This is a genomic window from Nostoc sp. (genome assembly GCF_054880495.1).
Genome location: NZ_JBTYKD010000056.1, coordinates 1 through 13,775 on the forward strand (window position 1 = coordinate 1; position 13,775 = coordinate 13,775).

16 protein-coding genes and 1 pseudogene are annotated in these 13,775 nt (G+C 41.5%); 8 read left to right on the forward strand and 9 right to left on the reverse strand.

Annotated elements, in window-relative coordinates; translation table 11 throughout:
• Positions 1 to 99: 99 nt before the first annotated feature.
• The 4 genes and pseudogenes from ACYTXL_RS06690 to ACYTXL_RS06705 form a co-directional block, all read right to left on the reverse strand.
• Positions 100 to 274: pseudogene (locus tag ACYTXL_RS06690) on the reverse strand (ABC transporter ATP-binding protein C-terminal domain-containing protein); the annotation flags it as partial.
• Positions 274 to 498, reverse strand: a complete 225-nt coding sequence (locus ACYTXL_RS06695) for a type II toxin-antitoxin system HicB family antitoxin (RefSeq protein ID WP_461924021.1) — start codon at positions 496 to 498, stop codon at positions 274 to 276. The pseudogene ACYTXL_RS06690 and the gene ACYTXL_RS06695, both read right to left, overlap by 1 nt.
• 6 nt (positions 499 to 504) lie before the next feature.
• Positions 505 to 1,287 carry an ABC transporter ATP-binding protein gene (locus tag ACYTXL_RS06700; RefSeq protein ID WP_461924022.1) on the reverse strand — a complete coding sequence of 261 codons (783 nt, stop codon included), beginning with the start codon at positions 1,285 to 1,287 and terminating at the stop codon, positions 505 to 507.
• On the reverse strand, positions 1,277 to 2,410 hold the full coding sequence (locus ACYTXL_RS06705) for a branched-chain amino acid ABC transporter permease (RefSeq protein WP_461924023.1): 1,134 nt from the start codon (positions 2,408 to 2,410) through the stop codon (positions 1,277 to 1,279). Before ACYTXL_RS06705 ends, ACYTXL_RS06700 begins: the two co-directional genes overlap by 11 nt.
• A gap of 229 nt (positions 2,411 to 2,639) precedes the next feature.
• Here ACYTXL_RS06705 and ACYTXL_RS06710 point away from each other — a divergent pair, with 229 nt between their 5' ends.
• The 4 genes from ACYTXL_RS06710 to ACYTXL_RS06725 all read left to right on the forward strand — a co-directional run bounded on the left by ACYTXL_RS06710 (position 2,640) and on the right by ACYTXL_RS06725 (position 5,351).
• Positions 2,640 to 2,837, forward strand: coding sequence for a hypothetical protein (locus ACYTXL_RS06710; protein ID WP_461924024.1), 198 nt, complete (start codon positions 2,640 to 2,642; stop codon positions 2,835 to 2,837).
• Between the two features lie 63 nt (positions 2,838 to 2,900).
• A complete protein-coding gene (locus ACYTXL_RS06715) occupies positions 2,901 to 3,158 on the forward strand; it encodes a cytotoxic translational repressor of toxin-antitoxin stability system (RefSeq protein ID WP_461924025.1) in 258 nt (85 codons plus the stop codon).
• Positions 3,159 to 3,270: 112 nt separating this feature from the next.
• Positions 3,271 to 4,857 carry a glucose-6-phosphate isomerase gene (locus ACYTXL_RS06720; RefSeq protein WP_461924026.1) on the forward strand — a complete coding sequence of 529 codons (1,587 nt, stop codon included), beginning with the start codon at positions 3,271 to 3,273 and terminating at the stop codon, positions 4,855 to 4,857.
• Positions 4,858 to 5,033: 176 nt separating this feature from the next.
• Positions 5,034 to 5,351, forward strand: coding sequence for a hypothetical protein (locus ACYTXL_RS06725; protein ID WP_461924027.1), 318 nt, complete (start codon positions 5,034 to 5,036; stop codon positions 5,349 to 5,351).
• A gap of 24 nt (positions 5,352 to 5,375) precedes the next feature.
• Here ACYTXL_RS06725 and ACYTXL_RS06730 read toward each other — a convergent pair whose 3' ends face one another.
• The 4 genes from ACYTXL_RS06730 to ACYTXL_RS06745 all read right to left on the reverse strand — a co-directional run bounded on the left by ACYTXL_RS06730 (position 5,376) and on the right by ACYTXL_RS06745 (position 9,863).
• Positions 5,376 to 5,630 (reverse strand): hypothetical protein, encoded by a 255-nt coding sequence (locus tag ACYTXL_RS06730; protein ID WP_461924028.1) that lies wholly within the window; start codon positions 5,628 to 5,630, stop codon positions 5,376 to 5,378.
• An 84-nt stretch (positions 5,631 to 5,714) separates the two neighbouring features.
• Positions 5,715 to 7,232: a DUF1802 family protein gene (locus tag ACYTXL_RS06735; RefSeq protein ID WP_461924029.1), complete on the reverse strand. Its 1,518-nt coding sequence runs from the start codon at positions 7,230 to 7,232 to the stop codon at positions 5,715 to 5,717.
• Positions 7,232 to 9,103, reverse strand: a complete 1,872-nt coding sequence (locus ACYTXL_RS06740) for a hypothetical protein (RefSeq protein WP_461924030.1) — start codon at positions 9,101 to 9,103, stop codon at positions 7,232 to 7,234. The genes ACYTXL_RS06735 and ACYTXL_RS06740 overlap by 1 nt, the downstream gene beginning before the upstream one ends.
• A gap of 64 nt (positions 9,104 to 9,167) precedes the next feature.
• Entirely contained in the window at positions 9,168 to 9,863 is a 696-nt protein-coding gene (locus ACYTXL_RS06745; protein ID WP_461924031.1) for a hypothetical protein, read from the reverse strand.
• 337 nt (positions 9,864 to 10,200) lie between these two features.
• On the opposite strand from ACYTXL_RS06745, the gene ACYTXL_RS06750 reads away from it, so the two are divergent.
• Together ACYTXL_RS06750 and ACYTXL_RS06755 are read left to right on the forward strand one after the other, a co-directional pair.
• Positions 10,201 to 10,698, forward strand: coding sequence for a hypothetical protein (locus tag ACYTXL_RS06750; RefSeq protein ID WP_461924032.1), 498 nt, complete (start codon positions 10,201 to 10,203; stop codon positions 10,696 to 10,698).
• A gap of 94 nt (positions 10,699 to 10,792) precedes the next feature.
• Entirely contained in the window at positions 10,793 to 11,125 is a 333-nt protein-coding gene (locus ACYTXL_RS06755) for a translation initiation factor (RefSeq protein ID WP_461924033.1), read from the forward strand.
• Between the two features lie 101 nt (positions 11,126 to 11,226).
• Here ACYTXL_RS06755 and ndhO read toward each other — a convergent pair whose 3' ends face one another.
• Complete coding sequence (ndhO, locus tag ACYTXL_RS06760) at positions 11,227 to 11,442, reverse strand: NAD(P)H-quinone oxidoreductase subunit O (RefSeq protein WP_292791171.1); 216 nt, start codon at positions 11,440 to 11,442, stop codon at positions 11,227 to 11,229.
• Positions 11,443 to 12,067: 625 nt separating this feature from the next.
• Here ndhO and ACYTXL_RS06765 point away from each other — a divergent pair.
• Both ACYTXL_RS06765 and ACYTXL_RS06770 read left to right on the forward strand, forming a co-directional pair.
• The gene (locus ACYTXL_RS06765) at positions 12,068 to 12,316 is read left to right on the forward strand and encodes a hypothetical protein (RefSeq protein WP_461924034.1); all 249 of its coding nucleotides are present in this window, start codon (positions 12,068 to 12,070) and stop codon (positions 12,314 to 12,316) included.
• A 173-nt stretch (positions 12,317 to 12,489) separates the two neighbouring features.
• On the forward strand, positions 12,490 to 13,764 hold the full coding sequence (locus ACYTXL_RS06770) for a dicarboxylate/amino acid:cation symporter (protein ID WP_461924035.1): 1,275 nt from the start codon (positions 12,490 to 12,492) through the stop codon (positions 13,762 to 13,764).
• Positions 13,765 to 13,775 lie beyond the last annotated feature (11 nt).

The window sequence follows — 13,775 nt, forward strand, 5'->3', positions numbered from 1 at the left end:
AAAACGCCTGTGGAGAACTTGTAAGACCTGGAGTAATTCAGGCAGAGATCGTTGAAGCAGGAATCACGCGACTTTTAGTCGTGTGAGGTTCAAAAACTTCTATTTTCCCAAATACGCCTCTAAAACTTTGGCATTACTTTGAATTTCTGCGGGTGTACCGTCAGCTAAATTCTGTTCTTCGGCAAGTACCCAAACGCGATCGCACAATGACATAATCCATATTGTGTTCAATAATCAGAAAAGTCATACTGTCTTAACGGTTCCAAGTGACAACTAAGCCACTTTTAAAGACTTACCTAATATTTGTGGGTCTGGTAAAGCCTGACCATCTTCTAAGTAAGATTCGATTAACATTTGTAAAATTTCCTGAGCATTTTTCAAAGCCTCCTCATAAGTCTCTCCATGAGTACAAGGCTGCATCACATCCGGGAAATCAGGTAATGAAACTACATAACATTCATCTTCATTTGACCATTGAATTAATATTGTATATTTCATCTAAGTTTATTTTCCCAAATACGCCTCTAAAACTTTGGCATTACTTTGAATTTCTGCGGGTGTACCGTCAGCCAAATTCTGTCCTTCGGCAAGTACCCAAACGCGATCGCACAATGACATAATCACATCCATATTGTGTTCAATAATCAAAAAGGTCATCCCGTCTTGACGATTCCAAGTGATAATGCGATCGCAAATATCATCAATTAATTTCGGATTCACCCCAGCTGCTGGTTCATCCAACAAAATTAACTTGGGATTAGTCATCAGCGCCCGTCCCATTTCTAGTAGCTTGCGTTGTCCACCAGACAAGCTACCAGCATAATCCTGTGCTTTTTTTGCCAAACCCACTGATTCTAATAGGAACATTGCTCGCTCTTGGAGTTGCTTTTCTTCTTTAGCGACAACGTGCGGTTTTAACTGCACCTGCCAAAAATTTTCACCCGTTTGTTTTTGCGCCCCCAGCAGCATATTTTCTAACACCGACAACCGCGAGAGAGTTCGTGCAACCTGAAAAGTGCGGATTACTCCCTGCTGGGCGATTTGATATGGTTGCAAGTTGTGAATAGGTTCGCCGTCAAAAATCACTCGTCCCTTATCGGGGCGGATGAAGTTTGAGAGTAAGTTAAATAAAGTAGTTTTACCAGCACCATTGGGGCCAATCAAACCTGTGATGCTGCCTTTAGGAACTTCGATTTTTGCCTCATTAACTGCTTTGATACCACCAAAGCTTTTAGAAAGTCCAGTGGCTACCAAAAGGGGAAGTGGCGATGACTGGTTATTTACCAAGAGTGAGTTCCTCCTTTTTCCCTAGAATACCTTGAGGACGCCAAATCATCAGTATCATTAAAATTAGTCCGATTACCATGATCCGAAATGCACCCAAACGTGCTTCATCAAGAGGAACAATTCTGGGTAAGACTTCCCGCGTCACCGCATCGTAAGCAAAGAAAATCACCGCACCTAAGATTGTGCCAACATTATTCCCAGAACCGCCTAAAATTACTATGATCCAAGTATCAAATGTTAGTTGCGGTTGGAAATTATCCGGGTAAATGGCGCTGAGTTGCCAAGCGAAGAAAGCACCAGCGATACCCGCGATCGCACCTCCAAGCATGAGAGATTGTAATTTATACCAAAAGACATTTTTTCCTAGTGCCTTGGGAATTTCTTCATCTTCGCGGATCGCTTTAAGAATTCTACCCCAAGGCGATCGCACCAAAATTTCTAAGCGCCAGTATACAAATGCTAAAACCAGCAGCAACACTAGCATTAAACCCGCTTTTGGGTTGTAATTATACAGTCCGATTACCCCAGAAATATAAATCGCTGCTGCCAAAACTGCTAACACAATTCCCACACCCAAGCGTGATCCGAATTCTTCCTTGCTAGTCATCCTTTGCCCTAAATCAGTAGTCCGAGATATTTGGGTAGTACGAATCCATCGCCACAACGTAAAAAAAGTTACAGTAGCTAGTAGCGTTAACAACCCAATCATCAGAAATCTGATAAACAAATTCGGCTCTGTGGATAGCGGTATGCGATAACTTTGCACACCAAACGCCCCAGAAATCCAGGTATCACCCACAGGTAATTCCTGGTTATTTACCACCAAACGAATTAATTCGCCTGTACCAATAGTGACAATTGACAGATAATCTTCCCGTAAGCGTAAAGTCGCAAAACCAATTATTAAACCCAACAAGGCGGCGACAATTGCCCCAGCTATTGCCGATATCACTAGGGGAACACCCTTTAAGCTTAACAACACAGTTGTATATGCTCCCAGCGTCATGAAAGCAATATGACCAAAGTTAATTAACCCTGTAAAGCCCCATTGCAAATTTAGTCCGAGTGCGAATAAAGCGAAAATTCCTGTAGAAATTGCTAAGAAAATGAGATATTCAACCATGTTTTGGAGTGGGGAGTGGGGAGTTAGGAGTTGGGAGTTAAACTTAGAGGTTCAATCGCCAAGCTCAAAAGTTCAATCGCCAAGCTCAGAGATTCAATCGTCAAGCTCTCGGAAACTTGCAAGCTCTCTCCTCTGGTAGTAGGCAATAAATTTTAGCGTAGCTTGAGTGGAGCTAATTTTTTGGGAATACTATTTATTGTTGGTGTTTCCAGAAGGGAATAATTAACGTATGAATTTGCTACGACTTAGAATGCATCACTTAATCGAACAGTTAGGCGATGAGGATTTGCAAGACATTTGGAACGTTCTCGAAGCTTTACATTGTGACTTTTATATGCTCAAAGCTATACAACAAGTCAAGCGATCGCAGCAACCGTGGGATATCTTAACCCGTGAAGAAGCGCTAAGACTGTTGATGTTTTTCTGATTCAGCAGCGCTTTTTCGCTAATGCCAGTGGGGACCGTCAAGTTTTGGTTAAGGTAACGTCTAGTGACTCTGGAAATACGCTATGCAAGGTCTTTTTTGCTAGACCTAAAGAACTTAGAACCTGCCGCCTACGAGCGGGTGCATGATTTTGTCTTTAGTAAGTTAGCGCAAAAGTGGCAGATGACTGATTTAAAAGAACTACGACAGCTTGATGGTGAAGGCATTTTTCACCGCTTCACCGTTGATAATTATCTGATTGGTATAGAAATCAGGGGTGAAATTGTAAAATTTCTGCGTGTCATCCCTATGCCAGATGTTTAAAAAGAGGAGTTAACGAATACTTAAAACTGTAAACAGTATAAGGCTAGGCAGGGATTGCCGTAACCTTCCATTAAACTAGTTTTTGAAATAACACTTTATTTGAGATTTCCCTATGGATGCTAGGGCACTTTGGCAACGATACCAAAACTGGTTATATTTCCACGAGGGATTGGGACTGTACTTAGACGTGAGTCGAATCCAGTTCGATGATGCCTTTGTGGATTCGTTGCAGCCGAAGTTTGACAAGGCGTTTGCGGATATGGCTCAACTGGAAAAGGGTGCGATCGCAAATCCCGATGAGAACCGCATGGTTGGACACTACTGGCTGCGAAATCCTGATTTAGCGCCAACTCCAGAACTTACACAAGAAATTGTCCAAACCCTAGAACAAATCGAAGCCTTTGCGGAAAAAGTCCAAACAGGTGCGATTCATCCTCCCAGAGCAGGCCGCTTTACCGATATTATCTCCATTGGCATTGGTGGTTCCGCGCTCGGACCCCAATTCGTCGCCGAAGCCCTCGCTCCTGATTTTCCGCCCCTGAAACTTCACTTTATCGATAACAACGATCCGGCAGGAATCGATCGCATTCTCAATCATGTGCGAAACAACCTCGCCAGCACTTTGGTATTGGTAATCTCCAAATCTGGGGGGACGCCAGAACCTCGCAACGGCATGATTGAAGTTAAAAAAGCCTACGCCGGACACAATTTGGAATTTGCCCAGTATGCGGTAGCTATTACTAGTGTTGATAGCAACCTCGACAAGCTCGCCAAAGATGAAGGTTGGCTGGCCAGATTTCCGATGTATGACTGGGTAGGAGGACGCACTTCAGAAATGTCTGCTGTGGGGCTAGTACCAGCAGCATTGCAGGGGATTGATGTTCGTGCCATCCTAGATGGTGCAAAAGAAATGGATGACGCTACCCGCGTCCCAGATGTGAAAAACAACCCAGCAGCCTTACTCGCCTTATCTTGGTACTTTGCTGGCAATGGAAAGGGCGAAAAAGATATGGTTGTTCTACCTTACAAGGACAGCTTATTTTTATTCAGTCGCTATTTGCAACAGCTAGTGATGGAATCCTTGGGTAAGGAAAAAGACTTAGACGGTAACGTTGTCCATCAAGGCATCGCCGTTTATGGCAATAAAGGCTCAACAGATCAACACGCTTATGTCCAGCAGTTGCGTGAGGGTGTAGCGAATTTCTTTGCTACCTTCATCGAAGTGTTGGAAGATCGTCAGGGGCCATCCACTGAAATAGATCCGGGAGTTACATCAGGCGATTATCTTTCCGGTTTTCTCCAAGGAACCCGACAAGCGCTTTATGAAAATCACCGCGATTCGATTACAGTCACGATTCCCCAAGTTAACCCCCGAACTGTCGGGGCATTAATTGCTTTGTATGAACGCGCTGTTGGTTTATACGCTAGTTTGATCAACGTCAACGCCTACCATCAGCCAGGGGTAGAAGCTGGCAAAAAAGCTGCCGCCACCATTCTCGACTTGCAAACACGAGTCGTAGCAGTGCTACAAAAAGAAAAAACTCCCCTTTCTCTTGACGAACTCGCTTCTAAGGCAGGCGCATCAGAGCAAGTTGAGGCAATTTACAAGATTTTGCGTCATATCCACGCCAATCAGCGAGGTGTGGTTTTGCAAGGTGATCTTCAGAAACCCGGTAGTTTAACTGTTTCTGCTAGCTGATAGCTCTAGTTTGAATATCATATTTTGTCCATAATTGTTGTATCAGCAACAATTTTTTTGTGAAGCATCCTAGATAGAAAGTATATCTTTTGTCTAGGATGCTTTACTGTTATGTATTCAATTCATAATTAAAGATACCGAAGTTAAGACAGCACTAACAAATGGGGCTAATTACTATGACTGAATCAACTGCAAAACAACCTGCACGTCGAGGCAGAATCTTTCCAGAACGCACTTTACCACCAGAAGAACTTGCTAGACGCAAAGCTGAACAGGAGATATTTTCTCGGCGTTGTCGGGCAATTTTTGAGCGGGTGCGTCCAGAATATATTGAAAAAAACTATGGCTGGTATATTGCCATTGAACCAGATAGCGGAAATTTCTTCATTGATGAAGATATAGAAGTGGCTCATAAAAAAGCGCTTCAGAAGTACCCAAATGCTAAACACTGCGTTTTTTGTCTGAATGAAAGTGGAGCCACTGGCACAATATGATTCAAGGTGCTTTTGGCAGTAAGACTAATATTTTGACTTTGGGATAACTGCGATCGCACTATCTTTAGTTAATTGGCAAATTGCAGAGAAAGTAAAAGCGATCGCCTTAAATTTACCGTAAAATAAAGTTAAACAGCAGTGGGTTGGAGAAACACGCGAAAAAGTTGAGGTTGCTATTGAGCAACTGGATAGAGGGGAAGGTATTGATGGAGATGTTGTAGTTGAACAACTGCGAGAAAAACTGCGCCAAGCAAGAGAAGCACAAGGATGAAACAACATATTATCTCTCCAAATAAGGGGGGATCAGCAAATATTTGATACTTCTCAGACATCCTCTAAGAAAAGAGATATATTGTACTATATTCAGTTAATAATTAAATCGCGGAGAAAGTAAAAGCGATCGCTCTTCCAATCACTACCCTTAATTCGTCCTAAATAGCCTGTTAATGGTGAGGAAAGTTCAATCAAAATTTCGTGCATTTCTGGTGTTTGTATTCGCTGTGGCGGATGGGAGCCGAAATATGCACCATGTAAAGCTTCAACACCAGCAGATTCTATACCTGAGTTTTCTAAATAGTTTTTGACAAGCTGGATAATGTGCGATCGCAATTTAATCTCTCTCTCGGCTTTATCAATATATTCATTAATTTTATAGTCAATTTGCCCCGGTTCTAGATATTTCTGTAATTCGACTAAGTTAATAGCACCTGGATATTTGGCTTTAAATTCAACTAGCTTTTGTAGAGTCATAGCATTAATAATACTTACTTCCCATTCTTTAGCAGCTTTTAGCGTATCTGTCGATGGATTACCAGGGCCAATTACTAACTTAGCTGAAGTTAATACTTGAGTTTTACCTAAGTGCATCCCGCCTAGTTTGAGTAGTTCCTCAACAGTACGACTAGGAATAAGCTTACCCGCTTTACACTCACAAACAATAGGGTAAGGTTTTGAACAATATAAATCTAAGCCTCCAGCACCACCTTTGAAAGCACTTTCAACTTTAAAGCCTAAAAACTCCAGACTTTGACGTGCAATGTTTTCAAAATCTGTACCAGCTTGGTAGTTGCTTTTTTTATCGTCTTGTTCGATGCTGCGATCGCCTAATTTTGCAATATCATTTATCCAAGCTAAATTTGGATCGGGTTGCTTAATTAGCTTGTCACTACTCCAACCCAAAAATACTTTGATATCATCGTCTAATTGTTTCGCTGCTGGTTGGCTAATGGCTAAGGATGCGATCGCACTCTGCAATTCTTCCAATTCAGGATGTAGGCAGGGTTCTAGCTTTTCTAATTGGCGTTTGCGTTGGGCGAAGGTGCGATCGTTTAATACGGGTTTAGCTTCAGAAACATTGAGAGACTGTGGTAATGAAATAAACAGACTATTCGATTTGATCGCAACTTCAATTGATTTAGGCAACTGATATACTCGCAGATATGCCAAAAAAATATTATGCCTTTGCGTTAATATTTCCTGTAAACCTTTTTTTGTCCAAATAGTTAGGTGTGATAAAGCAACCAAAGATTGAGCATTGTTTATAATTTGGCACAGTTTGCAGTTAGCCCAGCCTTTAACTAAAACTGTTTCATAAGCTAAAAGGGGTAGTTTTAACTGTTCCTCATCTGAAAGCAAGCTCATTTGCTGAGGCTGTATTAAAACACCCTGACTATTTAGTTCTGCGAATGTACTTTGGGCAATAGGTAAGAAATTTGAGCGATAGTACTCTTCAACTGGTAGTAGATTAATTGACGCATCTGCTGGACAAAGAGCAAATTCTCGTCCCGGAGTAATAAATTTATTAGGCATTACTGCAATTATTCTCCCTTGCAACAACGCCTCAATTTCTGGTGCTGGTAAACGTAAAGCTGTATTAATCATTATTTCTGGAATAAATCATCTGAACCAACGTTTACTACATCTCCAACCTCTGTTAAGGTGATATTACCACTTTCATTTTCTTCATCAATTGCATCTTCAGGAACTTGTCCTGATGGGTCGCTGAGAATTTCACGGATAAGATAATTATCAATTGCTATCCGCTTTTTGCGAATAAAATCTATAATTTGGTCTTCGCTTAACTCATCATTTTCACGACCTTTTATGACAAAATGTAATGCTAAAAGTGGTTTTATATCTTCAGGTTTTAATAATACCCATTCACCACATAACTCAGTTGATAAAAGCTCAGTTAAATACTTTTGCGCTTTAGCAGCACCTTTATTAATTTGTTTAGAGCGAACTAAACAACCACGAGTTAAATCAAAATCTTTGTAGCGAGTTAACCGTTTCAATGTAGCTTGGACGAATAAGCCCCCAGACTCTTGCAGAACAGCTACGCCAATTTTGACATCTTTACCATTTTCGTTGCCAACAATTTTAAAGTCCAGATAGCCTCTATCAGCAGCTTTTACTTTAATATCGACAACTTTTTCAATTTGTACATTCTCTATAGTTTCACCAATGACTGCACTAAATCCTAATCTGAGTGCTTGAGCAAGAGTTGCTTTATCTTCCATATAATCTTGTATGGTATTTTCTAAAGCAGATATTTGTTGATTATAAGCAGGTTCTACTATATCTAAGACTATTCCTCCGTTATCATCAGGAAATTTAAAATTGTCAGCACACCATTTCAAAACTTTTCTAACTATTGGTCTTTCTTTACCTAATGCTCTTAGCTTCTGTTCATCAAATGGGTAAAGTGCATGAGGAGGTGTTAAAGCATTTTCTTGATAAAACTCTTCAAGCCATCGAGAAACTAAATTAATAACATCATCAGAATTGAGATACTTTAGTTCAATAACTTGCTCTCCAATTCTATCTACAACCGAATCAGCATTTCCTAATCTTTTAACTTCATTAATCCAGTGATCAGGAAAGATAGAAGTTAGTAAAACGCCACGCTTAATTTTGTCGCATAAGTCTTTAGCAAAAATGGCAGTTACTTGTCGTCCAGTATATCCTATTTCATTACAGTGGTCAGTTTCCATTTCATCAAAACAAACTACTATTGGTTTATAATCACCAATTAAGTTGAGAATTTGCCGCGCTGTAGAGAAAGATTCAGCCTCTTTATCATCTGCACTCACATTGGCTAAACCCATTGCATCCGCTTTGACCTGTGGTAGGCTCTTACCAGCAAGCCATCTAATAGCAAAGACTTCATAAGCTGGATCAGGAGATAGTGTCCATAAAATTGCTGTAATAATATCAGGGTTTTCTAGATCACGCTTGATACCAAGCACGTTATCTCGTAATACTTCAACCACCTTGGGATTTTTGACTAATGCCCCAGGAAATTGATTTATTAGCTGTTGAGGTGTATAGTTTTTGTTAAAAGCTTCATTAATTAAAACTGTTGCTAGGTACTGCCATTGACTAACACCTTGACTACCTATTTGTTTAAGGCTATTGGCTAGAGTAGTTAAGAATTCTGCTTTGATACGGTTTAGGTTATTGCACTGACTCATGTAAACAAATAAAGCGCTACCATCAACTTGTAACTGATGGCGAATTCGTCCGATAACATGGCTTTTTCCTAAACCTCTTTCTGCTGTAATTGTAATACCAACTACTTTCCTTTGTCCGCTACGAACTTTTTCAACTGCGTCATAAACAGCATCAGAAGCATGAGAATTTAAAGATGGTACATCAGGAAAACCTTGTCCCCAAACATTCTGATCTCTAACTACTAAGCGTCCCTGAAATGGGTTGTTTTTGCTGATAACATTAATTAAATCGTTAGACATAGATTTGAACTAGTTGTGTATGAGGGCTAGGAGAGAATTATCAAAAATTACAAAAATTGGTGGATTAGTTTAAAAGTTTGGCATAGCAACGCAGTCCACTGACTTCAGTAGTTACCGAATCTTCTAGTTTGCCTGGGTCGTTGTCTGGTAAACTTCCACCTTGAAGTTGTAAAATATCTTTCTCCTGCATTTCCAGCAACCACTCACTGAACTCTGTACGACTAACGCGATCGCCTATTTCTCTCCTGATACGATAAATTGGCACCAGATCATCTAGGTTGTAGTTTTGGTTCAGCTTGTTGTAGACTTCCAACGCCACCGACTTAAACTCGTCGTAAGAAGCGATTCCTTCTCTTCGAGACGCGACGCCAACGGAAAGCTCCGCGATCGCACTTTTCCCATTAACTAGTACATCTGCACCAGCCACCGCCACATCAATCTGACTAATCCACCTCACCAACGCATTCGCCGCCCAAGTACCGACAATCGTCCCTTCAAACTTAAAATCGCCACTTCTCAAACCCTCACCCAATACCTCTAAACCCTTGCCAGATGTCAAAGAATATCCCTTTTTGGAGATTGCGATCGCACCTTGACTCTGTAATTCCTCGAATATACCCTGATAATCTGCTACCTTCTGGCTTTTGGATACAATTCGCTTAGTGAATTGACCCTTCTTAACTTCCTGATGCGTTCCTCCCAAATCCCACAAAGCCAAAAGGAGACGAGTTATAGTTTGGGCTGTATTTTGTGATGTCATATTAAGTGTATTTTTTGACAATAGTTATCGTAGTGGCTGTATATTTGTAATTTATTTATCCCGAAAAGATAACCGAGAAATTGCTGAATATTTCGGCGTTTTAGGTAAATTCATGCCTAAAAATCAACAATATATTTCCTTAGGATGAATGCAGTTTCTGTCAAAGGCAGGATGGAATAGTTGAGAAAATCGATCATGATGAGAGTTACACACTATAGCTGTGCAGTTGTAAATTCAGTGGTATATGTTTTTTCAATCCCAAGCGAAATAACAGGAATTCCACCTTTGTTTTTGCAACAGCAAGGCTTTTAGCAAATACAGGTGATGACGAAATCCGATGAACACAACAATATATAAAGAACGTAAAATAGTTTCGCGTCTATTTGCAGTGCTGCTTTCGGCATTGCTAATGGTACCCTTGCTGAGTAGCTGCGGAGGCGGTTCTCGAAACGCTTCAACACCACCACCTGTTGATGACAGTATGGGTAGAACAGTGAGCGATCGCAACGCTGCAAAGCAAACCGAAGCTAAGAAGGGATTGGGTACAGGGCAAAAAGTGGCACTTTTGGCGGGAGCTGCGGCACTTTATTACGTCTACAACAAGCATAAAAATGCTTCACAAGAAGGAGCAGAAGGCAAGTACTACCTTTCCAAGAACGGGCGTGTATACTACCGTGACGCTGAAAAACGCGCTCACTGGGTAACTCCACCAAAAGAAGGAATTCGAGTGCCGGAATCTGAAGCGCAAAAGTATCGGGAATTCCAAGGCTATAATGGGAGTTCTTCAGGTCGCGATCTGACTGGTATAACTTCATCCGCAGCTCCAACACTCTAGCTCAGTGAAGCGTGTGTAAACCTCAAGCGGGTTTCCCGGAGGATAACGCCAATCGCGCACGTCGGAAACACGAACTTAAATCAGGAGACAGATTATGGTAGATGACTTTTTGCGAAAGGCGAAGGATTTGCTTTTGGGATCGAACAGCGATCAAGCTGATCAAGATGCTGAATTGCGCGATCGCAATGTACGCCCAGCCAGCGAAGACCCCTACGGTGATCCCGCAGAGGCGGCATCTTACGGCAACCTCACCCCAGCCAGTCAAGACCCCTACGGCGATCCCGGAGATATCGCTTCTTACGGTAACGTTCGCCCAGCTAGTGAAGACCCTTACGGCGATCCCGCAGACCAAGGGGACTTTGGCAACGTCCGCCCAGCCAGCGAAGATCCCTACGGCGACCCCGCAGATGAGGATTCCCGCCGTTAACGCGAAACTAATATTGTGATGTTGCTTTTGATAGGGTAATGTCTGGATTAGCAATCAAGGCAGTAGGATTTAAAACTACTGCCTTTTGTTTTTGCGTTTTATTATTTAAACTCTTCAAGTTGATCCACACGTAACCAAATATTAGGTGTTGGTACTTTCCCAAACTTAATCAGCGCGTAATCACCTTTGACATCTACAATTTCGCCCTTGGTTTCAAACAAATAAGAAGGAAAGCGACTATCACTCGCTTTTGCCTCCAGACTGTTTTCTAGTTTTTCGCGCACAGCGCGAACCATATCTCCTTTTTTAACTGCCATCAGTTCCTCTCTCAAATTTGTAACTTCTTTTATCTGCATTTTAAGAGAGTTCCGAGTTAGAAGTAGGATTTACGCAAACAATAACTCAAAAGAATGATTTTCTTCTTAGAGGCAATTCATGAATTGTCCCTACCGCATGTAACTTTGCGTAAGTGCCTAAGAAGTAAAAACTCCAAACTCCTGTACAGACGCGATTAATCGCGTCTCTCCAAACTCCTGTACAGACGCGTCTCTCCAACGTTAAGTCTCTCTAGCAAGCTGCCAACCCTCACAGAGGTCATGCAAGTTTAACTATTACAGTTCCAGTAGTTAGCTGAGTTGCGTTTAAATCTCCCCGTTTCCACATTCGCAATCGCTTTTTATAGCTCACACCTATTGATTTAGCGTAATCCGATAATTTCATAGTTGTTTTTCAACCTATCTAACCATTCTCAACCATTTGGCTACATTTATCAATACTTGTCTATAAAATTAGCGAAGTTTACCAATACCATCGGCAGCAAGTCTGTACCGTTCAACTTGACACCCCGATTTTAAAATTTTATAAATGAGGCATCTATATTTATGCTTCAGTTTTGATATCCAAGTTGTTTAATTACTTATTTTCAAAAGGGAGTTGAGTAAAATGTCAGATCCAAATTTTCCGGAGCAAGCAGGAGAGTTCGGTGTTGATGCAGCAATCGACACAACCGCAGATAACCTGATCAACCCAATTCTTGACGGCGTAGCTTGTCACATTCCTGGTGCTGAAGGATTTGAGCAAATGCTAAACACTGAAGTTGATCAAGTGATTAATAACGATCTGAACACTGAAGTTAACAAAGGCATAGGTGGAATGAGCCAAGACGCCGAAAATCTGTTTAACAGGGAATAAGTGTGAACTAACTACACTGTACCAAATGGCAGGCTTGAAAAGTGCGAAGAAAATTTAGACAGTCTCTGCCGGGAGCAACTTCAATGCTCCGTTTTTGCTTCAGCATTGAAGTTGCAGTTTTCACATATGATTTAGGACTGCTATAGTTACATCATTTCTACAAAACAGAAAACGTGACTTCACCGCAAAAAAAACGTCACTGGTTGGGGCGTATTCCTCTGACAATACAAATTGTTATCGCCTTGGGTCTTGCAATTTGCTCAGGAATTGCACTCGGTGCAGGAAACCCCAGTCCCAACAATGCCGCCCTGATCACTAACTTAGCAGTCCCCTCAGAATTGGTGTTGAAAGCTTTAAGTACCCTCGCTACTCCCTTGATTTTGATGGCAGTGCTGCACACCTTCTTAACCACGAATATTCCTGGTACAGCAGGACGACGCCTAGCGGTAATACTTTTAACTAATACTACAGTAGCCATATTGATTGGGTTACTAGTGGCTAATGTTCTCCATCCTGGGACTTGGAGCCATTTAACTTTTTCCGCTACAATCGGGACAATCACTAATCAAAGTTTCGATCCTTGGGGACTAATTAAAGGCGCTGTGCCCGAAGCCATCCTCAAGCCACTGGTGGATAATAATGTAATTCAATTAATTGTCATTGCCCTTTCCTTTGGCATTGTCCTCCGGGCATTAAAATCTGAACAAATCGCCGCAGGCAAACTTGGATATCAGCCAATTGAGGATGTAATTGGGATTTTGTTTGAGTCTGTAATTCGTATTCTCAACTGGGTAATTGCTTTAGTCCCATTTGCGGTCTTTGGCGTTGTGGCTAAAATTATTGCTCAGAAAGGCTTCGCACCGTTTCAAACATTAGGTGCCTTTGTTCTAGCAGTCCTTTTGGGATTATTACTACAAGCTATTTATTACATCACCAGAGTCAAACTCGGTTCTTGGGTAAAGCCTCTCAACTTTCTTGCTGGCGGAACTGATGCCCTATTAACAGCTTTTTCCACTGCTTCCTCAACGGTAGCAATGCCTATCACCTTTGAAGTTTTACAAACTAAAATTGGCTTAAGAGAATCTTCTGCATCTTTAGGCGCTTTAGTTGGCACAAATTTCAATAATGATGGTACAGCCCTTTACGAAGCCATGTCTGCGCTGTTTATCTCCCAAGTCTTAGGATTACATTTGAATTTAGGACAGCAATTAGTTGTGATTCTAACTTCGATTTTTGCATCCGTTGGTGCTGCTGGAATTCCAGAGGCGGGGTTAGTAACAATGACACTGGTATTCAATTCCGTTGGCTTACCCAAGGAGTACATTGCTTTACTGCTGACTGTTGACTGGTTTTTAGATCGCTGCCGGACGGCAATCAATGTCATGGGTGATATGACTGTTAGTGCTTTGCTAGATGGCAAAAAGCCTCAGACTCTGGAGGAAGCTTAACTACTAAATTG